Origin of the sequence: Sphingorhabdus sp., assembly GCF_046292425.1 — a bacterium.
GTDB lineage: Bacteria > Pseudomonadota > Alphaproteobacteria > Sphingomonadales > Sphingomonadaceae > Sphingorhabdus_B.
In genome coordinates, this window is the sequence record NZ_JBKBQV010000030.1 from 1 (window position 1) to 24,152 (window position 24,152).

Consider the following 24,152-nt stretch of genomic DNA (forward strand, 5'->3'; position numbering starts at 1 on the left):
CCGCGCAAAAGGTGCATCCGACGTCACCGTGTTCGATGACGCGATGGTAAAAATCGCCGAGATCGAGAAGGAAAATCCGGGCGTTAACTTCATCACGCTGTTCAACAGCGTAGATTACACCAAGGGCCAGTATAAAAGCTCGATGGCTGCCATGATTGAGGGCGCATTGCTCGCCATCGTGGTGGTTTTCCTGTTCCTGCGTGATTGGCGTGCGACCATTATTTCGGCGATTGCGATTCCTTTGTCCGCTATTCCAACTTTCTGGTTTCTTGACCTCTTAGGTTTCACGCTCAACACCATGTCGCTGCTCGCGCTCGGACTTGTTGCAGGTGTGCTTGTTGATGACGCAATTGTGGAGATTGAAAACATCGTCCGGCATATGCGTATGGGCAAATCCGCCTATCAGGCATCGATCGACGCTGCGGATGAAATCGGGCTTGCGGTGGTGGCGACCACATTTTCGATTGTCGCCGTCTTCTTGCCCGTTGGCCTGATGCCGGGCGTTGCCGGGCAGTTTTTCAAGAATTTTGGCCTTACGGTCGTTGCATCAGTGCTCATGAGCCTTGCCGTCGCACGTATGATTACGCCAATGATCGCGGCTTATTTCCTGAAATCCAGTGGCATGGCCGAACATGGCGAGGCTGGCTGGATCGACAGATATATGAAAATCCTGCGCTGGTCGCTTGGTCATCGCCGCTGGATGATGGGCATAGGTGCGCTGGCTCTCGGCCTGACTGTTGCCCTGTTTATCATACTGCCAAAGCAGTTCTTTCCTGACGGAGACACAGATTTCAGCCGTGTCCGCATCGAAATGGTTCCCGGAACCACCTTAGAACGGACTCGTGAAATCAGCAGCGAGGCAGCAGCGATTATCGAAAAGCAGCCTGAAGTCGAAACTGCGCTGCAAAGTGTGCGTGAGGGTAGCGCAAGCTTGTTCATTACCTTGAAAAAGGACCGCGAGCGGACCAGTCAGGAATTTGAAGAGGACCTCACGCCTGCGCTGACAAAAATCGCCGATGCGCGTGTTACGTTTCAGGCCAATGGCCCGGGCGGCGGCGGCTCGGGTCGCGACGTTTCGGTCATGTTGTCGGGTTCAGACCCCAAGAAGTTGGACCAGACAGCCGCAACGCTTGTTGAGCAGATGAAGACGTTACCTGAATTGCGGGCACCGCGGATCTCGGCGGATCTGCAGCGCCCCGAATTGATCATCACACCGCGCACCGACATTGCCTCGCAGCTTGGCGTGTCCACCGTGGCATTGAGCCAGACAATCCGTATCGCAACGCTTGGTGACATCGACCAGAACAGTGCGAAATTCTCGCTTTCTGACCGGCAGATCCCGATCCGGGTGATGCTGGCTAAGGAATCGCGTCAAAGCCTTGATGTCATTCGCAATTTGCCAGTGCCGCTGGCAACTGGAGGATCAGTTCCACTTTCCCGCGTTGCGGACATCAGCTTTGGCGCTGGCCCGACCTCGGTTCAGCGTCGTAACCAGAATTTCCGCATTTTCATCGGCGCGGACTTTGCACCTGGCATCGTTTCGTCCGATGCTGACAAGAAAATCAACAACCTGCCCATCATGAAAAACCTACCGACTGGCGTTTCACGCGCACCTTTTGGCAGTCAGGAATGGGAACAGGAAATGCAACGCGACTTCCTCGTGGCGCTGATTTCTGGAACATTATTGGTGTTCGCGGTGCTGGTGCTTTTGTACCACCGTTTCATGTCACCTTTGGTCAACATGGGCTCGTTGCTGCTCGCACCATTGGGCGGGTTGCTCGCGCTTGGCCTGGTCGGCCAGCCGATTTCGATGCCCGTCTTCATTGGCGTGCTAATGCTCTTTGGCATCGTGGCAAAGAACTCCATCCTCCTCATCGACTTCGCAATTGAGGAAATGGCGCGCGGCGTACCCAAGTTCCAGGCAATTATGGAGGCTGGTCATAAGCGCGCACAGCCGATCGTCATGACCACCGTAGCCATGACCGCCGGTATGGTTCCCACTGCGCTTTCCCTAGGCGGCGATGGGCAGTGGCGTTCGCCAATGGGAACCGTTGTAATCGGTGGCCTGATCGTATCGACATTGCTGACCTTGCTTATTGTTCCTGCCGGTTTCAGCCTGGCCGACGGCTTTGAAAAGCGCGTTGGGCCATGGCTGCGCACTAGGCTGCTGACGTATGATCCCGACAAACATGGTGAGAACGTGGCTGACCCGGCCAAGCCTGCTGGAAAAGCCGCAGATCAAACAACAGGCAAGGACGATCTGGGCGGACTTCAGCCTGCAGAGTGAGGCTGTGCTTGGCAGCGTGGTTTGCCTTGGCTAAGGCAGTGTTGTGAAAGCTGCCAACCAACTAGGTCTCTCGGAGAAATCCCGATACGCCGAGCGTGACGCAGAATTGCGTCAAATGCGGATTATCGCGACCGCGTTGCTATTGTGCATGGCCGCACTGTTCGTGTTCGGCAAATATATGGAAACCCGCTACATTGGCTATTGGGGTTTTCTAAGGGCCTTTGCCGAGGCGGGGATGATTGGGGGCCTCGCCGACTGGTTCGCAGTGACAGCTTTGTTCCGGCACCCTCTGGGCATCCCTATCCCGCACACCGCGATCATCCCAAACAACAAGGAACGGCTTGGCAACACTTTAGCCAACTTCCTCCGTACAAATTTCTTGACAACAAAGGTTGTGGCCCGCCGCGTACAGCGCATGGATGTGGCAGGTGCGATGGGTAAATTCCTGAGCGCACCTTCGGGCGGCGAAGGCCGCATGCGCATGGGTGCATCACGGCTGATGGGAGATATCATTGCTGCGCTGGATGACGAAAGGCTTGGCGGCGTTGCTAAAGGGGCCATTCGCCAACAACTCGACAAGCTCGATATCGCGCCGTTGCTTGGCCAATTGCTGACTGCCATGATTCGCGAACGGCGGCATATCCCTGTTCTCGACAGCATCATCAAATGGGCATCCGCAACGCTTGAGGCCAATGAGCATCTTATACGCGAAATGGTCGAGGAACGCGCCAACACCATCATGCGCTGGACCGGTTTAGACGACAAACTGGCCAATGCCATCGTCAATGGACTCAACAAATTGTTGCATGAGATGGCGGAGGACCCGGACCATCCCTTGCGCGAAAAGGGAGAGGAGGGCCTTGCCAAGCTTGCCCACGACCTGCGCCATGACAAGGAATTGCAGGCCAAGGTTGCGCATTGGAAGGGGCAATTGCTTGAAAATCCCGCGATGAGCAAATGGATCAACAGTCTTTGGGATCAAGGTCGCGATGGCTTGCTAAAGGCTGCACGTAACCCGGATGCAGCGCTGGCGGGTAGCTTTGGCGATGCGTTGATCAAGCTGGGTGGCACGCTACAGGAAGATGCGCGGTTGAAGCACCAGATCAACCGTTTTGCACGCCGTGCGATTGTCGGCACGACGGAAAATTACGGCGATAATATCGTAAAGCTTGTGTCCGAGACAGTGGCCCGCTGGGACGCATCGACCATTACCGACCGCGTCGAAAATGCGGTGGGCAGCGACCTTCAGTTCATCCGCATTAACGGAACATTGGTTGGCGGCATGGCCGGCGTCATCATCCACGCCGTCGGATTGCTGATTTAACCGCGCGGTAAGCTACCAATCATGCGTTCGGTCGCCTCTGCGGCCACTCTGGCAGCACGTTTCAGATTGGCCTGAAAATCGCCAGAGCTTTCGCCGTCGGCATTGTCGCTGGTCGCCTTGATTGCGGCCCAAGGCACATCCATGCGCGCTGCAGCCTGTGCTACGGCTGCGGTTTCCATATCTACAATATCACCACCTAACGCCTGATGTAGCCTTTTGCCGTGATCGGCATTTTCTACAAAACAATCGCTAGTGATGATCCGCACCTTGGGCAGTCCGGTTTCCGGCATATGCGCCGCATGGAAAGCTTCGGCATGCGCCTCCCCAATTGGCCATGCTCCCGCACTATAATGCACAAATCCTGACGTGCGGGACGCGCCATAGTCACCCTGAATAGCTTCGACGATCTGGAAACATGCCTCATCGCGCCTACTCAGCTTCCCTGCAGTGCCGACAACAAGCAGCAGGTCGGCATGATAATGTTCGACCAGCATCATTGCCGCCATTGCAGCGTTCACCTTGCCAATTCCGCTGCAGGTGATGACGATATTGTGTTCGGCGAGGTTTACCTGTCGCACCATGAAGCCGTGCAACGCCTCGTTATTCGCGCTTTGACCCGGATACAGTGCTACTGCTTCGGCATCGACGCCGGTAATAATGCCAATGGTTCTGATCATACCTCGCCCGTCCTTGCTAGATTACCACAGTGCCTTAACGGGACAATGGCGAAACTATCATGACATTTCTTGTTCGCAGGCAAATTACTTTTGCGCTGCGATCATATCATCGATGCGCACGAATTTCTCGCGCGGTGCGCCGTCACGGGCGCGGGCAATTTCGGCTTCTTCAATTTTTTTCCAGTCGCTAAACTGGACGGCATTTATCCCGCGGCTTTGCAATAACCCGTCTAGCCCCACCCTGCCCAGCTTGTCCGCCGTTCCTAGACCAGCCGCCCAGTCTTCAGCTATCAGCTCGACAATATTTGCGCCATCCGGCCGGTTGGTCCCGATTGTGCCTGATGGCCCCCGTCTGGCCCAGCCGACACAATATAGCCCAGGTAATATCCGCCCCTCGACATTGGCAAATCGCCCACGCCCATGTTCATATGGCACACCGTCAATGGGGGGTGTTTGATAACCGATGCAGCTGATGATCAGGGAACAATCGAGCTCGTAAGTCTCACCGGTTGCCATGCTACGCAATTGATCGTCAAGCCGCGTTCGTTCGATACGGATACGCTCTACCTGGCCATCCCCTTCCACGGCAACGGGCGCTGCAAAAAAGTCAAAATTGATACTGATGCTTTTGTCGGCGCGGAAAGCTTCTGGAATAGCTGCGAACTCGCGCAGATGTGTCACCGACTTTCGGATGCCCGGCTCGAGCAGCACATCCTCACCAGGATCGGGCAAGTCGTCCTTGTCTACCCGCACTGTTGCACGAGCCAGATGGCCGAGCTCTCCCAGTTCCTTGGGCGTCATGGCAATTTGATGCGGGCCGCGCCTGCCCAATATCGTGATTTCTTCGGTCGCGGCACTGTCCAAAGCATCCAGCGCATGACTGACAATGTCAGAGCCAACAAATTCGCTGCGGGTTTTTGCCAGAATCCGCGCCACATCAAGCGCAACATTGCCGTTGCCGATGATCACGACATGGCGGCCCTCCAGCGTTGGTTTCAGGTCTGCAAAATCCGGATGACCATTGTACCAGCCAACGAATGCCGCGCTACCAAGCACGCCCGGCAAATCTCCGCCAGGAATCTCAAGCTTGCGGTCATTGGGCGCGCCAGTCGCCAGCACCACCGCGTCATAATGCTGTTGGAGCTCGTCAACGCCTACATCGCTGCCCACCGCAACGTTTCCAACAAAGCGCACATTGTCCGACAAAGCGACCTTTTCATATCGGTCGGACACCGCCTTGATCGATTGGTGATCGGGCGCGACACCAAAACGGATAAGGCCAAAAGGAACAGGCAACCGGTCGATGATGTCGACCTGAACCTCCGGTCCGAACCTCTTTTGCGCGGCTTCGGCTGTATAATATCCCGCCGGACCAGACCCAATGATTGCGATATGTCGCATGTCGTCGTCTCCGCTTGTGCCGTGAGTCGGCAGGCTAGCGGGTCACGGACAAAAAGAAAGGGCCGACCTGTTTGCGCAGGCCGGCCCTTGTAAATCGGCTGGGAAGTGATTTAGAACTTCGCGGCAACTTTCACGCCGTAAAAGCGTGGAGGTGATGGATAGACTGCAAAGCTGTTGCCCTGTTCAGGGATCGGGAACGCAGTGATATTGTAATAGGTGTCGAACAGATTTTCGACATAACCTTCAATGCTGTACTTGCCATCGCCAAAGTTTACACCAGCCCGCAGGTTGACGATGCCAAAGCCGTCATTCGCGGTGAAACGACGCGCAAGCGGATCGTTCAGCGGGAATGCATCGCTCTGCTGACGGAAATCGACATGGAACAAACCACCGACGCCAGGCGTAATTTCGGGCGTCCAGGTCATCGCACCGGTAATGGTATGCTTTGGCTGGTTGGAAGCCTGACGCCCGTTGTCGCCACCCGCAAGCGGGCTTGCATCGGTCGCCTTTGCGTCAACATAGGTGTAGCCCAAATTGAACGCGAGGTCTGGATGCGGACGGATGATGCTTTCAAGTTCGACGCCCTTTGATACCAGCTTGTCAAAGTTCAGGACTACGAAATTGGTGCCTGAAAAACGGTTCGACTGATAGTTTTTGAAGTCCGAATAGAACAACGATGCGTTGAACTGGAACTGACGGGTGAAGTTGGTTTTGATACCGAATTCATAGGCATCAACCGTTTCATTTCCGAATTCCAGATCTTCGATCTGAGCACCATTGCCGCCCAAAAGAACGGAGTCAAAGCTACCACGGTCAAGGTTGTAACCACCCGATTTGTAGCCGCGATCATATCCGCCATAGACCAGAATATCGTCGCTTACCTTGAACGCCAGCTTGGCTGTGCCGGTGAATTCGCTTTCCGAACGATCGCCTGAACGCACGCCGTTAAATTCGCTGTTCACCGTTGGGTTACAGGTCAAAAGGAACGCCGAATTCAGCAATCCTGCGCCCTGCAATGCTGCACGATAAGGTGCAGTTGCCGGGTTTTGGAAAAACGCACAGGCCGGAACAACACTGTTCAGGTCGGTTTCGATGTCCTTCTTTTCGTAGTTGTAACGCAGACCCAATGTCAGCGACAATCTGTCGGAGAAATTGATGATATTATGCGTGAAAGCGGCAAATGCCTGCGTGTCGACCTTGTATGCGTCATTCTGTTGACCAGCGCCGTTTGGTGTGCGTGGCAGCGGACTGTTGAACAGGCCGAACAGGGCCGGGTTACCAGCAGCAGCAGCGGCCAGGGCCGGGTTAGTTGCCAAAGCGACCTGACCGAACAAAGGTGTTGCCGGTCCGAGCGTGCCAAACAACTGCAAGCCGGATGGCAGGCCAGCACTGCGTGTCAGTTCACGAATGACGCCATCGACATATTGGTCGGCCTGCGCGCCAAAACGCACCGTGTCATTCAACGTCAGCTTTTCATTCAGGTAGAAACCGCCAACAAGCCAATCGAGCCTGTCGTTAAACGCGGTACCCTGCAGACGCAGTTCCTGCGTAAAATCCTTGATGCTTGTGCGGTAATTGTCACGATAGGCGCGATCAAGACCGGAAAAATCAATGTCTTGGTTCCGCTTTGCGTCCCAATCACGATAAGCGGTGATTGATGTAAGCGTGGCTGCACCGAAATCCCAGTTCAACTCGCCTGAAACACCCCATTCGTTGACCGCTTCGGCCAAGTCACGACCGGGCGTGACCGCCATGTCGCGGCTGCCGGGCGTATAGTTGGGAATACCAATTGTACCGGCTGTGCCGCCAAGCGATGGAACGCCGGCAAAGCCACGGATGATGTTGGTTCCAACCAGCGCAAGTGCCGAACTGCTAGTTGCGTCTATACCGGGGAAGATCGACAGGCCGCTAAGCGTGTTCACCGCGCCACAGCACGACTCGTCGGTCTTGGCATAGTCGCCGATGAGGCGGAAGCTGACATCTTCATTTTCAAAAAGAGCCTGACCACGTACAAAATAGCGGTCGATGTTGTTGATGCGGTTGTCGCTGTTGACGTCGCGGATATAACCGTCACGCTTGTGATAGCCACCGTCGAGACGCAGCGCGAGCTGTTCTGACACTGGGCCAGTGACGCCAGCCTTCACTTCGATTTCGTCGAAATTGCCGTAGCTTGCCTCCACATAACCGCCGAGTTCAAACTTCGGCTTTTGCGTGGTGATGTTCAATGCACCAGCGGAGGTATTGCGTCCGAACAAGGTGCCTTGTGGACCGCGCAAGACTTCAACGCGCTCAATCGGGGGCAATTCGGCAAGCGCAACGCCTGCGCGCGAACGGAATACGCCGTCGATGAACACGCCAACAGCAGGTTCAAAACCGGGATTGTCGCCAGCGGTACCAATACCGCGGATCGACAACACCGCGCCGGTCGCGGATGATTGGCCAGTGGTGGTTTTCAAAGATGGGGCAAGCTGTTGAATGCCGCGAATGTCAACGACGCCGGCATTGGCAAGCTGCTCACCGCCAACAACGCTCACAGCCAACGGCACATCTTGAGCGGCCTGGTCGCGACGGGTAGCCGAGACAATAATTTCATTATCAGAATAAGCGTCGTCGTTGACGCTGGTTGTGGTCGCTTCCTGCGCCCGGACTTCGCCCTCTTGGGCAAACGCAGCCGTTGTAGGCGCGACAAGCACAGCAACGCCGGCCAGCAGCATATGAATGGATTTCATGATGTTCCTCATTAGACTTTTTCGCGGACGAACCGCTTGGGGGAGAAAACGACAGCTTTTGATGCCGACGTTCTCCCCCTGTTAGGACATTTTACATCTTCAAGCCAAGGAATTTGAGGGGTTTTGGCTATTATCACTGCATTTGTTGTATTGCGGCAACAGCCACGCTGGTCAGGCCGCCTGACGCGCCTCGCCTGCATCGCGATCAAGAAATACACGAATCGTGGCGATGCTCTCTTCAACGTGGCTCAACAGGAACAAATGCCCCCCATTTTCGACCACGAACAACTCGCTATTCGGGATCAGAAAGTTGAGGAACTTGCCGTTGGCCAACGGCACGATCTGGTCATCATCACCCATCATGATCAGCGTTTCCGTTTTCAGGAAGGGCAGGAACGGCGCGCTGGTCCAACCCATCATCGCCATTAACTGATAGAAATATCCCGTCTTCGACGGTGGCTTCAACCGGTTAATATGTTCGGACTTGTTACCGACCATGCCGCCATACAACGTCTTGAAATGTTTCGCCATGAAATCGGGGTCTATATACCGACGCGGGTCAGCCATTTTAACGAGCGAGGCGGGATTGCCCGGCACCATCAGCATGCCTGCACTTGTCGCAACGAGAATAAGCTTGTTGATGCGCGCGGTGTTCTGAAGCGCAAATTGCTGCGCCATCGCCCCGCCCCAGCTGACGCCCATGACATCCACGATGGGCATGTCGAAGCGATCAAGCAGCAACGCCGCAATTCGCGACATTAGAATGGCATTATAAGGCACGACCGGATCTGGCGATCCGCCAATCCCGGGCATGTCAAAAGTAATGAAATCGCGGTCATCCAAAAGCTCCGCCATCGGGGCCATAGCCTCGATATTCGCGCCAATGCCGTTGAAGAACAATATCGGCAACTTGTCCTTCGGCGCCGAAGCACGCCAAACAGCCACCCGCAATACGCGACCGTCGACGGTCTCCATGCTGAATTTGGGGGCGCGGTTTTTGGTCATATGTTTTCCTTTTGCTCTGTTTCGAGCGAGGTGCAAGGTCTAGCCGATGGGAGTCATGGTGCAAGCGGGAAAGTGCGCGTGCTACGTTCTGGCGATTTTGCTCAAACGCAGCCCGCGCCCTCTCACTCCATAACATACAAGCCCGGCGCGGCTTCCATCGTGGGGTGCGCATTGCTCCCCAACTCCGCTGGCGCAGCAACCTCCGCACCTGAGCGCGCGTGAAGCCACTCCATCCAATAAGGCCACCAGCTTCCGGCGACTTCCTCAGTGCCTTTCATCCATTCATTCACATCAGCGGGGGTCTTGCCCTTTGAATGCTTCCAGTATTTCGCCTTTGGGTTACCGGGCGGGTTCAGGATTGCCTGCATATGGCCAGCCTGACTCAGGATGAATTCGACATTCTTGCTGCCGAACAATTGGGTCGAGCGATAGCAGGCGCGCCATGGCGTGATATGATCGGTCGTGCCGCCAAGAACGAAGAGGTCGCCTGTTACCTTGGTCAGGTCAAGCGTATGACCCGCAATCTCGAACGTGCCGGGGGTGGCATAAGCGTTGGCCTCAAACAATTCCAAAAAGTCACCCATCAGCGCCGATGACAGATTTGTCGCATCCGCATTCCAGAACAAAATGTCGAACGCTGGGGGATCATCGCCGAGCAGATAATTGTTGATTACATAATTCCAGATGAGGTCATTTGGCCGCAACCATGCAAAGCCGCGCGCAAGGCTGCTGCCCTCAATCACGCCTTTCTTTGCCGCACGTTGCCGCGCCAGCGCGATGCCATTGTGTGACACAAGGCTTGATGCCTCGGTATCGCCGGGCTTGGGTTCAAGCACGCACACCATCATGGTGATCGCATTGGCGCGGGTGTCACCCATTGACGCGAGTTTGGAAAGCAGCACCGACATAGTCTGCCCGCCCGAACAGCCGCCCGAAATGTTGACCTTGTCGCTGCCGGTAATCTCGCAGACGACATCCAATGCCTTGATGCAGCTTTCGATATATTCGGCCATACCCCACACACCCATATCGTCGGTGGGGTTGCGCCATGAAATCATGAATGGCTGAATGCCGTGGTCGGTCTGCCATTTGATGATCGATTTTTCAGGCGACAGATCGTTGATGTACATTTTGTTGATCTGCGGCGGGATGGTCAGTTGCGGCGTTGCAAAAACCTTCTCGGTGGTTGGCGCATATTGGATCAGTTCAAAACGTTCGTCGCGATAGACAACCGCGCCCTTTGCGGTCGCAACATTCTCACCCAATTTGAATGGTTTTTTGTTGACCTGGCTCACCATCATGTCGTTGTGAACCATGTCATTATAGGCGTTTTTCAGGCCCTTCACGAGGCTAAGTCCGCCAGAGTCTACTAACCGTTTTTGTGCAGTCGGGTTACCGATCAGCGTATTGGTTGGCGACATTGCGTCGATGATAATTTGCGATATGAAATTCGCGCGGTCACGTTCCAGCGCATCAAGCTCCAAATCCTGAATATAGCTTTTCACACCCTTTTGCACCGCGAGATAATATTGCGCGCCTGCCTTGAAAAACGGGTTGAACGTCCATGCGGGATCCATGAAACGCTTATCCTTGGGGTCAGGCGTCAGGTCCGATTTTCCGGTCATGATCTTGACGACATCCTCGGAGAAGCTTGTAGTGGCCTTCCATGCCTTGTCGGGATTGCTCGCGGTCTGCCGCAGCATCAGGCCAATTGCGCCGATGAAATCCTCCCGCGCCAGTCCGGCCAGTGGGCCAAGCGCCATGGTCGCATCATTGGCGGCGTCAAATGCGCCCGCCACACCAGAAAAAGGCGCACCTTTCTTTTGTGTTTTTTTCTTCTCAGCCTTCGCCTTGTCGCCTGTTTGCGCCTTACTTGCCATCACCCTCTCCTCTTCCCTCATGCGAAGGATTACACGGTGTGCGCCCGACGTCAAACACTCCGCGCAATCTGAACATTTGCAAATAAACAGTTCTAAACAGGAGACAAGCCGTCAGGCAGCATAAGCCCGCATGGATCGACAGACATCTGGCACCTTTAAAGGCCGATATATACGCCATGAACGCGCAACAGGAGTTGCTTGCCATGTCGGCTTCATTCAGACTATGTAGATACTCTCTTCTCATTAAAACAGGCCGTTATGCCAAATATTCCAGAGCAATTGTCTTTGCTCGACGTTGACGAGGTTGCCACGTCATCGGCGTTGTCAATCATTGCCTCACGGCCTGTGGTTGACCTGAGCAGTCGTCAGGTAATGGCTTACGAATATATGGCTTGCGACCATTATAGTTTCTTGCCGAGCCAGAATATTTTGTCGGTCGTAGACCTTCAATATATCTTGGAAACCGGCAAGCTGCTCTCTTTGCCTGAAATCCTGTTGTCGGTGCCGACTGACATCTTCGTGGAACTGGATTTGTCAAACCAGATGGCGTGGGCGTTGCGGTCATTGCTGTCGCATGGCACCCATATCACGGTGCTGTTGGCCGCCACGGAGAATGATGCAGCCAACAACGCGGTCGGCGGCGCAATGCAAAACTGGCGGCGGGTTGGCTGTAGCGTTGGCATTGACGGTTATGGTTATGCAGCCGTGCCTGCGCTTTGGCCGCTGGTTCACCATGTGGACGTCGTGCGCTTCGATCCGCGCTTGATCGGCATGGTGCGCGCCAATGTCATTCCGGCTTTACCTGCCCAGAAACTTGTCAACCTGGTGGCCGCGATGGGCATAAAGCGCATCATTCTCGACGGCTGCCTTTCCATCGATGACGCTATGATGTTTCAGGAGGCTGGCGCCACCCACGGCCAAGGGCCAGTGTTCGGCGAATTCAGCCTGACGCAGCCACATTAACCCGCCGCCCTTGCGTCACACGACAGGCCCGTTAAGTCGCTGCATATGAGCTTGCTTGAAATCATTGCGGTCCTGCTTGGCGTTGCCAACATCTTGCTGATCATCCGGCGTTCAGTGTGGAATTTCCCGGTCGCCATTGCCATGGTCGGGTTGTATTTCGTTATTTTCCGCGATGCCAAGCTTTACAGCGACGCAGGGCTGCAGATCTTTTTCGCTGTCGTGAACCTCTACGGCTGGTGGAACTGGACTCGCAGCAAGGCCGAAAGCGGCGCAATTGTCGTCCGGCGGATTCAGGCAAAGGGCTACGCGCTTTGCATAATCGTATCGATCGCCGCCATCTGGGGCTGGGGCGCGATTATGCACGCGGAAACCGATGCCAGCTATCCTTATTGGGACGCGTCGGTCGCGATGCTGTCAATTGCCGGGCAAATATTGATGGCGCGGCGCTTTGTCGAAAACTGGCATTTCTGGATTGTCGTCAACCTCATCTCTATCCCGCTATATTTTGTTAAAGAGCTGTATCTGACCGCGGGCTTGTACAGCCTGTTTCTCGTGCTGGCGGTTACCGGCCTGATTGCGTGGCGCAAGGCAGAGCAGACGTGAAACGCATCTGCCTCCATGGCCCCGAAAGCACGGGCAAGTCGACGCTCGGCACCCGGCTCGCTGCCGAGCTTGGGTGCGAGGTCGTGCCTGAATATGGCCGCGCATATTGTGAAGCCCACGGCACCGACATTGGTATAAAGGAACTTGTGCACATTGCGCAGACGCAAGACGCCATGAACCGGGCTGCGGCCGCGCGGGCAAATGCATTGGGTTCGGACTTTGTCTTGTTCGATACAGACCCGCTGATTACGGCAGTGTGGGCTGACATGATGTTCGGCGCGACCGCAGGATATGTGCTTGACACCTATTTTAAATCATTTGCCGGCATTGCTGACCTCTATCTCTTGCTTGATATTGATCTGCCCTTCGTCGACGACGGCTTGCGCGTATATGCGCAGCAGCGCGAAAGGCAGCATTTTTTCGACTTGTGTCAGGCTGAACTTGAATCGCGCGGCGTGTCGTATCGCCGCATATCAGGTGTTGGCGAAGCAAGGTTTGCAGCAGCGAAGGCTGCCCTTGGGATGACCCTGCCCCGCGAACAACCGAACCGAAAATCGCAGCCGTGACGGCGTTAGTGTACATTGCCGCTGCGATCGCTGAAATCGCGGGCTGTTTTGCATTTTGGGCATGGCTCCGGATGGGCAAGTCGATATTTTGGCTTGGCCCGGGCGTGGCATCCTTATGCCTTTTTGCCTATTTGCTCACTCTGGTGCAGGCTGAACATGCCGGACGCGCTTACGCCGCTTACGGGGGAATTTACATCATCTCGGCCATTGCTTGGCTTTGGCTGATGGAAGGCGCAAAACCGGATCGCTGGGATCTGATCGGCGCGGCAGTCTGCTTAGGCGGCGCAGCAATCATTTTGTTCGGGCCGCGTCCTGTCTGATATGTCGAGGAACGCAAACTCTATGAGCGATAGCTTACGCAGGACGGTCGCGTTGGTTGCCTTACTCAATCTTGCTTATTTCGGGGTTGAGTTTGCTGTCGCACGTCAAATCGGGTCGGTCGCCCTGTTCGCTGACAGCGTCGACTTTCTCGAAGATGCATCGATCAATATTCTCATCTTCCTTGCGCTTGGCTGGTCCGTCAAAAACCGTGCGCGCCTTGGAACAGCTCTCGCTTTCATCCTTTTGATCCCTGGCGTCGCCACATTGTGGACGGCGTGGTCAAACTTCCTCACCCCAGTCGTGCCAAGTCCATATTTGATGACTGCGACCGGCACGGGTGCATTGCTGGTCAATCTGCTTTGCGCTTTCCTGCTCGTGCGGTTTCGCGACCAAAGCGGCAGCCTGACCAAAGCCGCCTTTTTATCGGCGCGAAACGACGCGCTGGCAAATATCGGCATCATCATCGCGGGGTTGCTAACACTTATATTCGCGTCGGCTTGGCCTGACCTCGTCATTGGTCTCGCAATTGCCGCGATGAATGCCGACGCTGCCAAAGACGTTTTTACAGCAGCCCGCAAAGAAGCGAAGCAGCAGGAACCGGTAGCCTAAGCCTTCTCAAGTGCCTCGCTCGCCGCGACCCAGCGGGCTTCGGCGGCTTCTTGCGCTGCAATAATCTTGCCGCGCCGTTGGGACAGTTCGCCCATCGTCAGGTCCTTATATTCATTGGTTGCAGAAGCCGGATCAAACATTGCCCGGTCGATTGCGCCCAACACGACCTCAAGCTTCGCAAGGTCCGCTTCGGCATCGCTGACATCGCGATTAAGCTTGGCCTGCGCCTCACGCGCAGCGGCCTGCGCCTTCTTGTCTTCCTTGCGATCGGCCTTGGAAACTTTCTCCTTGGCCGGTCCCTTACCCAGGATGAAGTCGGTATAATCCTCGATCGTGCCCGAAAATTCGGTCGCGGTTCCATTGTCGACCAGCACCAGCCGGTCGGCCGTCAGCTCGAGCATATGGCGGTCATGGCTGACCAGCACGACAGTGCCTTCATATTCGTTCAGCGCCTGTACCAATGCCTCACGTGCATCGACGTCCAAGTGGTTGGTCGGTTCATCGAGGATCAGCATATGCGGAGCGTCGCGCGTAATCAGCGCCAGCGCCAATCGCGCGCGCTCACCGCCCGACAGCTTGCCCACCTTGGTCGTCGCCTTCGCACCTGAGAAGCCGAAACGGCCCAGTTGCGCGCGCACAGCGCCGGGGCTCGCGCCCTTCATCTGCTGGGTCATATGCTCAAGCGGGGTGTCGTCGCCGTCAAGTTCCTCGACCTGATATTGCGTGAAGTAACCGACGCGCATTTTACCCGACGAGTTCATCGCGCCTTCCATTGGCGTCAGTTGCGCCGCGAGCAATCGCGCCAGCGTGGTCTTGCCGTTGCCGTTACGACCGAGCAGAGCAATCCGGTCATCGGGGTCGATCCGCAAATTCAACCGCTCCAGTATCGGTTTGCCCGCCGTATAGCCAACGCTGGCCAGATCCAAAGTCACCAGTGGCGGTTTCAGCTCTTCAGGACTTGGGAAGTCAAAGCTCAACGTCGGATCTTCGGCCATCGCAGCAATTGGCTGCATGCGCGCCAGCGCCTTGGCTCTGGACTGCGCTTGCTTGGCAGTCGAGGCACGGGCCGAGTTGCGCGCGACATATTCCTGCAGCTTTGCGCGTTGCGCATCCTGGCTTGCCTTGGCCGCTGCAAGCTGCGCTGCACGCTCGGCGCGCTGGCGCTCGAACGAGTCATAACCTCCGGAATACAGCGTCACCTGACCGTTATCCAAATGCAGGATATGATCGACAACATTGTTCAGCAAATCGCGTTCATGGCTGATCACCACCATCATCGCAGGATAACCCTTGAGGAAATTTTCCAGCCAAAGCGTCGCTTCCAAGTCCAGGTGGTTCGACGGTTCGTCGAGCAACAACAGATCCGGCTGCGAAAACAGCAGAGACGCCAGCGCCACGCGCATTTTCCAGCCGCCGGAGAAGCTATCGAGCGGTCGGCTCTGCATGTCTTCGTCAAAGCCAAGCCCGACAAGGATACGTGAGGCGCGCGCCGGTGCTGTGTAGGCGTCGATCGCGATCAGGCGTTCGTGCACCTCGGCCATGCGGTCCGGGTCGAGATCCTCCTGCTCGCTCTCGGCCATTAATGCAGCGCGTTCGGTATCGGCGGCGAGTACCGTTTCAAACGGCGTCGAATCGCCGGCAGGTGCCTCCTGCGCGATATAGCCGATGCGCGTGCCCTTGGGCATGTCCAGCGAGCCGTCATCTGCCTCCAACGAGCCAATCATCACCTTCATTAGCGTCGATTTGCCAGCGCCATTGCGCCCGATCAGGCCAACGCGCCCATAAGGAGGCAGCGCCGCAGTGGCGCGGTCGAGGATAGTGCGTCCGCCAAGGCGCACGGTGATACCGTTCAGGTTAAGCATGCGCGCCGCCTAGCAGAGTGGACGCACGCTGTCAGTCAGAGATTTGGCCTGTATATGTGCGGTGTGGCGCTGACCATATCCGCAGGGTGGCGCCGACTATATGTGCAGCGCAGCGTTGACGACAGGTGCAGCGCGGCATTGGCTATACGCGCCACTTGGCGATGGCGAGGATGCAAGGACCGACGACGCCAAACGTCACAGCCTGCAAGGCATCAATCCCGTCATCCTGAACTTGTTTCAGGATCTTAAAATCATGCTGCGCGAACCAAGATCCTGAAACAAATTCAGGATGACCATGGTGAGCTACAGCACCGTCCCGCGCACGATAAGTTTCAATATACTATTGATTAGTATACGAAATTTAATGGCCCTTGAACCATTGACTGTCCGGTGAGAGCACAGTTAGATCGTATATGCCCCGCCAATGCGGCAATTCTGAAATGGAGGAGACGATATGTCCTATATGGAAAATAATGCCGCCTTTGCACCCGCTGGCGGGATTCAGGAATTGAGCTTTGATGAGATTGACTTGGTTGGTGGTGCTGGTCGGAATCTTACTGCCACAGAAGTTGGGTTGGTAGCTGGAGGCGTAGGTACTGCAGCTACCGTCGTGGGCTTGGGGGTGGCGATCGCCATTAGTGGACCGATCGGCATCGCAATTGGCATTGGCGCTGGAATGTTGGGGCTTGGTGCAGCTTCGGTTGGGATCGGCGCTGGTATGGCTTCATGGAAAACCGAAGAAGCCAATGTAAAGAAAAAATGATATCATACTTATTAGGGGTCTGCCATCAATGTACTAAATATTAAGGTGTAAAATGAAAAAACTACTTCTATTATTTATAGCGTTAGTTTTATCGTGCTTTATATTGCACTTCACTGAAAAAATTAGTGCTTCATCCCTAATATTAATGATTTCGATATTTTCATTTTGTACTTCACTCATTTTAATTTTTGTTTATCTTATTTCAAAATCTAAGTAAATTAGAATTTATAAATAATATTATAGTATTATACATTTTTTAAAAATCTTGACTTAATGTAATTAAAATATTACTATGCTATGAAACATTTAATAAATTTATATGGGATTCTATTTGCTTTTGCAGGTATTATACTTGTATGGCAAGCATTAATTCCTAGTCCATATTTGTGTTTTGCTTTAGTTTTTGCTGGATGTTCTTATTTTATATTTGCGCTGATAACTTATTTATCATCTAAAAACGGATCTTCTAACATCTAATCACCATGGTATATGGAGATTCTGCTAATGTTCCGGACCGAAGTAACTGGTCTCCAGTCTGATCGCCTCTCTGCAGGCGTGGATATCGCGGTACCAATTAGTTGGCAAAGCATCGGCTTTCTGATTTTCCTGTGGCGTTGCGTTCGGCGTGCTGTTTCTATCGCTTGCAAGCTATTGCCGCGTCGCGACCGCACGGCATGATCATACTCGATACAGGCGTTTCGACTATTGTCCCTACCCGGGACGGGTGGGATTGGTGTCGGCCTATCGTCCAAACTATGTTGAGCAACAATAACAGCCATGAAAATACGTTGCCAAGAATGGCTATGGTCAGATTTTGATATACCAATGATTAGTATACGAAAATTAAAGCCCGTTGGACGTTTGACTGTTTGGCGGAGGCACAGTTACCACGTCCATGCCGCGACGATGCGGCCGTTCTGAAATGGAGGAGACTATATGTCCTATATGGAAAATAATGCCGCCTTTGCACCCGCTGGCGGAATTCAGGAATTGAGTTTTGATGAGATCGAGCAAGTTGAAGGCGCAGGTTGGGTTACCAGAGGCGTCTATGCGGCTCTTGTCGTTGTTGGTGTATCATCAGGCGTCGCGTTAGTTGCCGGTGTTGCAGTAGGTATTGGCGTGGCTTACTACAACTAAAGAGATAACAACAACACGAAAGAAAAGTAATGTGGCTAAGATTTAAAAATTTATTTCAAGAAGCCATATCAGAACCTAGCAATTTACTGCTTGCTGCAGTGATTTTTGGTCTTTTGATATTTGCTTTCAGGTATGGATACTACCTAGGAAAAGATTTTGGATTATTGATTTTTTCTTGATTGGAGAGAACTAATGAGTTTTAATTCTTATAGCGACATTCAAACTATGTCCGAGTTTGAGATTGATCAGGTTGACGGTGGCGCGCGAGTAGGTAGTGCGGCCGCCGCCGCCGCTTCAGCCGTTGTGGCAGTTTGGGTTGCCGCCTTTGGTGTTGGATACCAAATTGGCAAAGATATTGGTCACGTAATGTTCAAGTAAAAAGCTCACGCAATTTGCCAACCAAAAAGCATGGCTGTCACTTCACAAAGTGGCAACCATGCAGCGAATCGATTGTTTGCTTTATGTTTAGAGCTGAGGTTACCACGAAACATCACAATCGCTTGTCTGGAGACGTAGCGATCGCAGTACCTGTTGCATGGCAAAGCATCGGCTACCTGATCTTCGGCGGGGTCGTGCTGGGCCTGCTATTTCTATCGCTAGCCAACTATTCCCGCGTCGAGACCGTCACGGGCTTGATCAGCCCCAATACGGGCGTTTCGACTATTGTTCCCACCCGGGCAGGCGTGATTGCGTCGTTGGCCGTGCGCGATAGTCAGAATGTTCCTGCTGGCGCAGCATTGGCAACGATCCGCGCTGAGGAAGGCGGCGCCGCGGCGCAGTCACCTGCCGCCCTCGTCGAAGTTGCCATTGCTAGACAGGATGCTAACTTGGTGGCGCAGTCCGATGCCGCCAGTGCCGCTGCTTATGCGCAGGGCGCGCAATTGGCGGCGCAAAGCTCCGGCTTGGTGGCCGAAATTGTGCAGTTGCAGTCGCAAATAACAACACAGCAAGCGTTGATCGCGTCCGCACAAAAGGACCTTGATCGCGCTCGCTCTATTGCCGATCGCGGTTTCATCAGCGGACGCGATTTGCAAGTGCGCGAAGAAACATTGCTCGCCCGGCAACAAGGGTTATCGCAAATAGAACAGGCGCTTGCCGCCAAACGCGCTGCTGTCGCACAGAATGCGCGCGCCACGGCACAAATAATGGCCCAAGCCCGCGCCCAAACCGCAAGCCTTTCGGCTACGCGCGCGCAAGTCGCCCAGCAAGCGGCAAGCGCGGTGGGTGCTCGTTCCTATGTCTTGCGCGCACCCGTGGCGGGACGCGTCACCGCGCTGACGGCCCGTGTTGGTCAACCTGCCAGTCCACAAGGGCAGTTGATGGCTATTGTGCCCGCTGGCGCAAAGCTGCATGCCGAATTGGCCGTGCCTAGCGCTGCCATCGGTTTTGTGAAAGCTGGCCAACAAGTGCGCCTTGCGATCGATGCTTTTCCTTATCAGCGCTTTGGCACCGTCACAGGAGAAGTGCAAACCGTGTCGGCAAGTGCAATTAACGCTCAAGGGCCGAGTGGCGCGACGATTGCCGTGTATCCCGTCACCGTTGCCATCGATAAAGCGCGCGTTTCTGCTTATGGCCGCAATGAACCGTTAGTGTCCGGAATGACCCTGACCGCGCGGATCGTTACCGATAAGCAATCCTTGCTTGAATATTTGTTTGAGCCCTTGTTCGCTGTGCGGAAGCGGTAGGCGCTGCCATGCTAGACCTTGGCTTTCTGACGCGCGCGCGTGTTCGCCTCGTTCGACAAACCGAGATTGCGGAATGTGGCCTAGCCTCTCTAACGATGGTCGCCAATTTTCACGGGCTGGACATCGACCTTGGCACGATGCGGCGGCGCTTTGCACCCAGCTTGCGCGGGGCCGCGCTCAAAACGCTGATCGGCCTTGCCGACCGGGTCGGCCTGACCCCACGCGCGGTTAAGCTCCCACTTGAACAGCTCGGCAACCTGCATGTGCCGGCGGTGTTGCACTGGGACATGAACCATTATGTGGTGCTGGAGCGGGTAAAGGGCGAAAAGGCGTTAATCCATAACCCGGATGGCCGCTCTACATGGATGCCGATGGCCGAAGTCTCGGACCATTTTACCGGCGTCGCCCTAGAGTTACGTCCAAGCAATGATTTTAAGACCGGCAAACGGGGCGAGCGGTTGCATCTATCGCAGCTGTGGCAACGCATGACGGGTATTAAGCGGGCGTTGCTTCAGGTGCTCGTGCTGACACTGGTTTTGCAGGCCTTTGTCCTAGCCTCGCCTTATTACATGCAACTTGCGATTGATCAGGCTTTGCCTGCACTCGACAACGACCTGCTGACGGTGTTGGCGTTGGGGTTTGGGCTGTTTACGGTCATTAATGCGGGCGCTGCTCTGCTGCGCTCATTTGTGCTTTTGGTTGCCGGGACCAACATAGGGTTCAATCTTGCCTCGAATATTGCGCACAGGCTGTTTCGGTTGCCAATCGACTGGTTTGAGAAACGCCATACCGGCGATATTCTTTCGCGGTTTCAGTCGATCGCTCCCATACAGAACATGTTGACTCAAGGCGCTGTGGCAGCACTCGTCGACGGGATTATGGCGATCCTGACGTTGGCTTTAATGCTGTGGTACAGCGCGCTGCTTGCGGGTGTCGCGATTGTCGCCTTCATTTTGTATACCGTCGTCCGGGTTGTCTCCTTCTCTTTTGAACGCGAAGCTATTGAGGCGTCGATCATAACGGGCGGTAAAGAGCAAAGTACGCTGATTGAAATTTTGCGCGGCATGACGACATTGCGCCTGTTTGGGCGCGAAACGCTGCGCCATGCGTTGTGGCAAACGCGCCTAACGGATGCGGTCAACGCTGATGTACGCGTGGCCCGGATTGGCATTTGGCAAGGCACGGCCAATACGCTGATTTTCGGGATTGAGAATATCGTCACCATCTGGCTCGCGGTAGGATTCGTGATTGAGGGGGCGGGGTTCAGCGTCGGCATGGTCTTCGCTTATATGGCCTATAAGGGTCAGTTCATTGGCAAGGCGGCGGCATTGACAGATCAAGTAATCGCATTTCGAATGCTTGGGCTGCATCTGGAACGCCTATCCGACATCGCGCTGTCCGAGGAAGATAAGAGCTTCGGCGACAGCGTCGACACGGAAACCACGCTCAAGGGCAAAATCGAGCTGCGCGATGTGTTCTATCGTTACAGCCCCAGCGATCCCCTGGTGCTCGACGGTGTCAATTTGACCGTTGAACAAGGCGAGCATGTCGCAATCACCGGACCATCAGGTGGCGGCAAATCCACGTTGGTTAAGATACTGCTGGGTCTGGTCGAACCCGATGCTGGCGACGTCCTTGTTGACGGCCTCCCGCTAGCACGGTTTGGTTACAAGACCTTTCACAATCAAATTGCCGCTGTTTTGCAAGAGGACAGTCTTTTCGCCGGCAGCCTTGCTGACAATATCGCACTATTCGATGAAACCGTTGACATGCCGCGCGTGCTTGCCGCCGCCGCGGCGGCATCAATCCATAAAGACATATCGCGAATGCCCATGCAATATGAGACGTTGGTTGGGGATATGGGTTCGACGCTCTCCGGCGGGCAAAAACAGCGCGTCCTTTTAGCCCGTGCGCTTTACCGTCTGCCCAAGATACTAATCATGGATGAAGGCACTGCGCATCTCGATTCAGGCCATGAGCAAGCGGTCAACGCTGCTATCGGGGCCATGGGCATCACCCTCATCATTATCGCGCACAGGCAAGAAACCCTCGCTGCCGCAAACCGCGTGCTAGTGATGGAGGCCGGAAAACTTGCGCCTCCCTTATCCGTCGCGCCGCACTAAACGCCATCTGCGGAATGCAGACATTGTCTTTTAGGCGCTCGCACATGCCGCGATGCTATGTCACCGCCAACCGCACGGCAAATTCCGGCGCGCGGAAACTTCCGCTTTCAACGATCTCACGCAGCATCTCGCCCGCACGCCAGATGTCGGCGTGGCTTAGGTACAAGGGCGTCAGGCCAAAGCGCATGATATCGGGATCGCGGAAGTCGCCAATGACGCCCCGCGCGATGAGCGCTTGCACGATCTCATAGGCCCGCGAATGGCGGAAGCTGATGTGGCTGCCGCGCTCGCTTGGATTGCTCGGCGTCACGCATTCCAGTCCGGCAGCCGTGCCAGCCGCATGAAAGATATCCCACAAGGCCGCTGATTTCGCCTCGACTTGGCGCATGTCGATGTCCGCCCACAGTTTGAGCCCGCTTTCGAGCGCGACTAGACTCAACACGCTAGGCGTGCCCGTCAGCCAGCGTTTCATCCCCGGCGCAGCCTCATAAGCATCGGCAAATTCAAACGGTGCGGCATGGCCCATCCAGCCCGACAGCGGATTGTGCAACTTGCCTTGCCAGCGCTTCGCGACAAACAGAAACGCAGGCGCGCCCGGCCCGCCATTCAGATATTTATAGCCGCAGCCTACCGCCATGTCAGCATTGGCCGCGTTCAACTCCACTGCAACCGCGCCCGCGCTATGGCTCAGGTCCCAGCAGATCAACGCGCCCGCATCATGCGCGGCCTTCGTCCACGCGGCCGTGTCGAAGCGTTCGGCGGTCTTGTAATGCACATGCGTAAGCATCAACAACGCGGTGTCGGCACCCAATGCCTCTGCCAGCGCGCCGCGTTCGACCACGCGCAACTCCGCGCCTGCGACCGCCGCCACCGCGCCTTCTGCAATGTGCAAATCCGTCGGGAAATTCCCTGCCTCACTCACTACGACCTTGCGCGTTGGATCAAGGCGAAGCGCAGCGACGATCAATTTGTACAGATTTACCGAGGTGGAATCCGCCGAGATTACCTCATCCGTCTCCGCTCCGATCAACGGCGCGATCATTGCCCCAACACGTTGCGGCGCATCAATCCAACCTTCGTTCCAGCCACGGATCAGCCGCTGGCCCCAAGCGTGGGAAATAGCCTCCGCGCCTGCTTCCACCGTCGCCAGCGGTAATTGACCCAGCGAATTGCCGTCGAGATAAATCACCCCATCCGGGCATACGAACTGCGCACGAAATTGCGCCAGCGGATCCGCAGCATCGAGTGCCAGCGCTTGTTCTAACGTCATGGCTTTGGCGCCTTCAGGCCAAACATCTTCAATATCTCCGCGCGCTGCTTGCCCCAGGACACCGTCTCTGGCGCGATGAGCTCGGCATGGCCTTCATGTGGTGTGGTCACCATCTTCGCGCCATAAGCCGCGCCAAATGACGGCGGTGATATGCTGTCGAGGTCATTGTTAAACTGCAACTCGCGTGCACGCCCTTTTGGCATTTCTGGCGGAGAGGTTCTCGCAAAGGCATCGCCCGCCATCTTGGTCGCAGACTCATTGCCGCAACCATGATCCGGCAGCGTCATCTGCGCACGCAAATCGGGTAGCCCCCCTTGCGAGATCGCAAGATCGACCTGCAACGGCGCGTCCCCGCGCAATACATCGCCCTTTGCCAGCGCCGACCGCCGCGCTAGCCACAGCGACAAATGCCCGCCAGCCGAATGGCCAATCGTTACCACCGGCGCGTCCGTCCGGAACCCGAACTCCGCGCGGCTGGCCGCAAATAAATCCGCCGCCGCGCCGACGTCGAGATACGTCCCCGGATAGCCACCGCCCCGGTCCACCCCGCGATATTCGATATTCCAGACGCCCACACCATGCGACCGCAGATCATCGGCAATCCAGTTCATGATGTCACGCTCGGCAATCGCGGTCTGCCAGCATCCTCCGTGGATCATTACCACCGCTGGATGCGGCCCGCGCCCGAACTTTGCCGCCGAAGGCTGCCACACATCGACCACTTGTAGCGCGTCCGCGCCATAGGAGACCGTCGCATCGGGCGCTGGCTTTGGCCGCGAGAGCAGGTCCTCCCACACCATGAGGCGCTTGGTTGGGGCAAGGCCAATGTCCGAAACAGGCGTAGTCACTGCCCCGTGCCCCACGCATCCAGCAAGGCCAAGTACCAACCCGCACAACATCCCAAATCGCGCATATCCCAAACTTCTGTCCTTCTTGCCGTTGCAGAC

General features: G+C 55.4%; 21 protein-coding genes. 13 read left to right on the top strand and 8 right to left on the bottom strand.

Annotated features, from left to right (window positions below; genetic code table 11):
• Positions 1-2,287: efflux RND transporter permease subunit (locus ACK4S7_RS07860; protein WP_409645693.1), on the top strand; the 2,287-nt coding region annotated here is incomplete at its 5' end.
• Between the two features lie 115 nt (positions 2,288-2,402).
• Positions 2,403-3,611: a DUF445 domain-containing protein gene (locus tag ACK4S7_RS07865; RefSeq protein ID WP_409645742.1), complete on the top strand. Its 1,209-nt coding sequence runs from the start codon at positions 2,403-2,405 to the stop codon at positions 3,609-3,611.
• Here the strand turns inward: ACK4S7_RS07865 and ACK4S7_RS07870 are convergent.
• The 5 genes from ACK4S7_RS07870 to ACK4S7_RS07890 form a co-directional block, all read right to left on the bottom strand.
• On the bottom strand, positions 3,608-4,288 hold the full coding sequence (locus ACK4S7_RS07870; RefSeq protein ID WP_409645695.1) for a purine phosphorylase: 681 nt from the start codon (positions 4,286-4,288) through the stop codon (positions 3,608-3,610). The two genes, ACK4S7_RS07865 and ACK4S7_RS07870, sit on opposite strands and share 4 nt — an antisense overlap.
• Before the next feature lie 84 nt (positions 4,289-4,372).
• A complete protein-coding gene (locus ACK4S7_RS07875) occupies positions 4,373-5,689 on the bottom strand; it encodes an FAD-dependent oxidoreductase (protein ID WP_409645697.1) in 1,317 nt (438 codons plus the stop codon).
• Positions 5,690-5,799: 110 nt separating this feature from the next.
• Positions 5,800-8,418 carry a TonB-dependent receptor gene (locus ACK4S7_RS07880; protein ID WP_409645699.1) on the bottom strand — a complete coding sequence of 873 codons (2,619 nt, stop codon included), beginning with the start codon at positions 8,416-8,418 and terminating at the stop codon, positions 5,800-5,802.
• A gap of 171 nt (positions 8,419-8,589) precedes the next feature.
• Entirely contained in the window at positions 8,590-9,423 is an 834-nt protein-coding gene (locus ACK4S7_RS07885) for an alpha/beta fold hydrolase (protein ID WP_409645701.1), read from the bottom strand.
• Between the two features lie 122 nt (positions 9,424-9,545).
• Complete coding sequence (locus tag ACK4S7_RS07890) at positions 9,546-11,303, bottom strand: PHA/PHB synthase family protein (RefSeq protein WP_409645703.1); 1,758 nt, start codon at positions 11,301-11,303, stop codon at positions 9,546-9,548.
• Between the two features lie 258 nt (positions 11,304-11,561).
• Between ACK4S7_RS07890 and ACK4S7_RS07895 the strand changes: the two genes are divergently transcribed.
• The 5 genes from ACK4S7_RS07895 to ACK4S7_RS07915 are packed head-to-tail and all read left to right on the top strand — an operon-like array spanning position 11,562 to position 14,365.
• Positions 11,562-12,266 (top strand): hypothetical protein, encoded by a 705-nt coding sequence (locus tag ACK4S7_RS07895; RefSeq protein WP_409645705.1) that lies wholly within the window; start codon positions 11,562-11,564, stop codon positions 12,264-12,266.
• 45 nt (positions 12,267-12,311) lie between these two features.
• Positions 12,312-12,869: a nicotinamide riboside transporter PnuC gene (gene pnuC / locus ACK4S7_RS07900; RefSeq protein ID WP_409645707.1), complete on the top strand. Its 558-nt coding sequence runs from the start codon at positions 12,312-12,314 to the stop codon at positions 12,867-12,869.
• Positions 12,866-13,435 carry an AAA family ATPase gene (locus tag ACK4S7_RS07905; RefSeq protein WP_409645709.1) on the top strand — a complete coding sequence of 190 codons (570 nt, stop codon included), beginning with the start codon at positions 12,866-12,868 and terminating at the stop codon, positions 13,433-13,435. The genes pnuC and ACK4S7_RS07905 overlap by 4 nt, the downstream gene beginning before the upstream one ends.
• Positions 13,432-13,755, top strand: coding sequence for a YnfA family protein (locus ACK4S7_RS07910; protein ID WP_409645711.1), 324 nt, complete (start codon positions 13,432-13,434; stop codon positions 13,753-13,755). Before ACK4S7_RS07905 ends, ACK4S7_RS07910 begins: the two co-directional genes overlap by 4 nt.
• A gap of 22 nt (positions 13,756-13,777) precedes the next feature.
• The gene (locus tag ACK4S7_RS07915) at positions 13,778-14,365 is read left to right on the top strand and encodes a cation transporter (RefSeq protein WP_409645713.1); all 588 of its coding nucleotides are present in this window, start codon (positions 13,778-13,780) and stop codon (positions 14,363-14,365) included.
• Here ACK4S7_RS07915 and ACK4S7_RS07920 read toward each other — a convergent pair.
• Positions 14,362-16,227: an ABC-F family ATP-binding cassette domain-containing protein gene (locus tag ACK4S7_RS07920; RefSeq protein ID WP_409645715.1), complete on the bottom strand. Its 1,866-nt coding sequence runs from the start codon at positions 16,225-16,227 to the stop codon at positions 14,362-14,364. The two genes, ACK4S7_RS07915 and ACK4S7_RS07920, sit on opposite strands and share 4 nt — an antisense overlap.
• 100 nt (positions 16,228-16,327) lie before the next feature.
• Here ACK4S7_RS07920 and ACK4S7_RS07925 point away from each other — a divergent pair, with 100 nt between their 5' ends.
• The 6 genes from ACK4S7_RS07925 (at position 16,328) to ACK4S7_RS07950 (ending at position 21,935) form a co-directional block, all read left to right on the top strand.
• On the top strand, positions 16,328-16,504 hold the full coding sequence (locus ACK4S7_RS07925; protein ID WP_409645717.1) for a hypothetical protein: 177 nt from the start codon (positions 16,328-16,330) through the stop codon (positions 16,502-16,504).
• Positions 16,505-16,681: 177 nt separating this feature from the next.
• Complete coding sequence (locus ACK4S7_RS07930; protein ID WP_409645718.1) at positions 16,682-16,990, top strand: hypothetical protein; 309 nt, start codon at positions 16,682-16,684, stop codon at positions 16,988-16,990.
• A gap of 936 nt (positions 16,991-17,926) precedes the next feature.
• A complete protein-coding gene (locus ACK4S7_RS07935) occupies positions 17,927-18,127 on the top strand; it encodes a hypothetical protein (protein WP_409645720.1) in 201 nt (66 codons plus the stop codon).
• A gap of 192 nt (positions 18,128-18,319) precedes the next feature.
• Entirely contained in the window at positions 18,320-18,505 is a 186-nt protein-coding gene (locus tag ACK4S7_RS07940; protein ID WP_409645721.1) for a hypothetical protein, read from the top strand.
• Positions 18,506-18,588: 83 nt separating this feature from the next.
• A complete protein-coding gene (locus tag ACK4S7_RS07945) occupies positions 18,589-19,812 on the top strand; it encodes an HlyD family efflux transporter periplasmic adaptor subunit (protein ID WP_409645723.1) in 1,224 nt (407 codons plus the stop codon).
• A gap of 8 nt (positions 19,813-19,820) precedes the next feature.
• Positions 19,821-21,935, top strand: a complete 2,115-nt coding sequence (locus ACK4S7_RS07950; RefSeq protein ID WP_409645724.1) for a peptidase domain-containing ABC transporter — start codon at positions 19,821-19,823, stop codon at positions 21,933-21,935.
• A 55-nt stretch (positions 21,936-21,990) separates the two neighbouring features.
• Here ACK4S7_RS07950 and kynU read toward each other — a convergent pair whose 3' ends face one another.
• Positions 21,991-23,205, bottom strand: a complete 1,215-nt coding sequence (gene kynU / locus ACK4S7_RS07955) for a kynureninase (RefSeq protein ID WP_409645726.1) — start codon at positions 23,203-23,205, stop codon at positions 21,991-21,993.
• Positions 23,202-24,053: an alpha/beta hydrolase gene (locus ACK4S7_RS07960; protein ID WP_409645728.1), complete on the bottom strand. Its 852-nt coding sequence runs from the start codon at positions 24,051-24,053 to the stop codon at positions 23,202-23,204. The genes kynU and ACK4S7_RS07960 overlap by 4 nt, the downstream gene beginning before the upstream one ends.
• Positions 24,054-24,152 lie beyond the last annotated feature (99 nt).

Coding starts and splice junctions, on each gene's coding strand:
- ACK4S7_RS07895 (WP_409645705.1), top strand. CDS start 11,562: ATGCCAAATATTCCAGAGCAATTGTCTTTGCTCGACGTTGACGAGGTT.
- ACK4S7_RS07890 (WP_409645703.1), bottom strand. CDS start 11,303: ATGGCAAGTAAGGCGCAAACAGGCGACAAGGCGAAGGCTGAGAAGAAA.
- ACK4S7_RS07945 (WP_409645723.1), top strand. CDS start 18,589: ATGTTTAGAGCTGAGGTTACCACGAAACATCACAATCGCTTGTCTGGA.
- ACK4S7_RS07935 (WP_409645720.1), top strand. CDS start 17,927: ATGTCCTATATGGAAAATAATGCCGCCTTTGCACCCGCTGGCGGAATT.
- kynU (WP_409645726.1), bottom strand. CDS start 23,205: ATGACGTTAGAACAAGCGCTGGCACTCGATGCTGCGGATCCGCTGGCG.
- ACK4S7_RS07950 (WP_409645724.1), top strand. CDS start 19,821: ATGCTAGACCTTGGCTTTCTGACGCGCGCGCGTGTTCGCCTCGTTCGA.
- ACK4S7_RS07865 (WP_409645742.1), top strand. CDS start 2,403: ATGCGGATTATCGCGACCGCGTTGCTATTGTGCATGGCCGCACTGTTC.
- ACK4S7_RS07925 (WP_409645717.1), top strand. CDS start 16,328: ATGTGCAGCGCAGCGTTGACGACAGGTGCAGCGCGGCATTGGCTATAC.
- ACK4S7_RS07870 (WP_409645695.1), bottom strand. CDS start 4,288: ATGATCAGAACCATTGGCATTATTACCGGCGTCGATGCCGAAGCAGTA.
- ACK4S7_RS07920 (WP_409645715.1), bottom strand. CDS start 16,227: ATGCTTAACCTGAACGGTATCACCGTGCGCCTTGGCGGACGCACTATC.
- ACK4S7_RS07940 (WP_409645721.1), top strand. CDS start 18,320: ATGAGTTTTAATTCTTATAGCGACATTCAAACTATGTCCGAGTTTGAG.
- ACK4S7_RS07930 (WP_409645718.1), top strand. CDS start 16,682: ATGTCCTATATGGAAAATAATGCCGCCTTTGCACCCGCTGGCGGGATT.
- pnuC (WP_409645707.1), top strand. CDS start 12,312: ATGAGCTTGCTTGAAATCATTGCGGTCCTGCTTGGCGTTGCCAACATC.
- ACK4S7_RS07875 (WP_409645697.1), bottom strand. CDS start 5,689: ATGCGACATATCGCAATCATTGGGTCTGGTCCGGCGGGATATTATACA.
- ACK4S7_RS07885 (WP_409645701.1), bottom strand. CDS start 9,423: ATGACCAAAAACCGCGCCCCCAAATTCAGCATGGAGACCGTCGACGGT.
- ACK4S7_RS07915 (WP_409645713.1), top strand. CDS start 13,778: ATGAGCGATAGCTTACGCAGGACGGTCGCGTTGGTTGCCTTACTCAAT.
- ACK4S7_RS07880 (WP_409645699.1), bottom strand. CDS start 8,418: ATGAAATCCATTCATATGCTGCTGGCCGGCGTTGCTGTGCTTGTCGCG.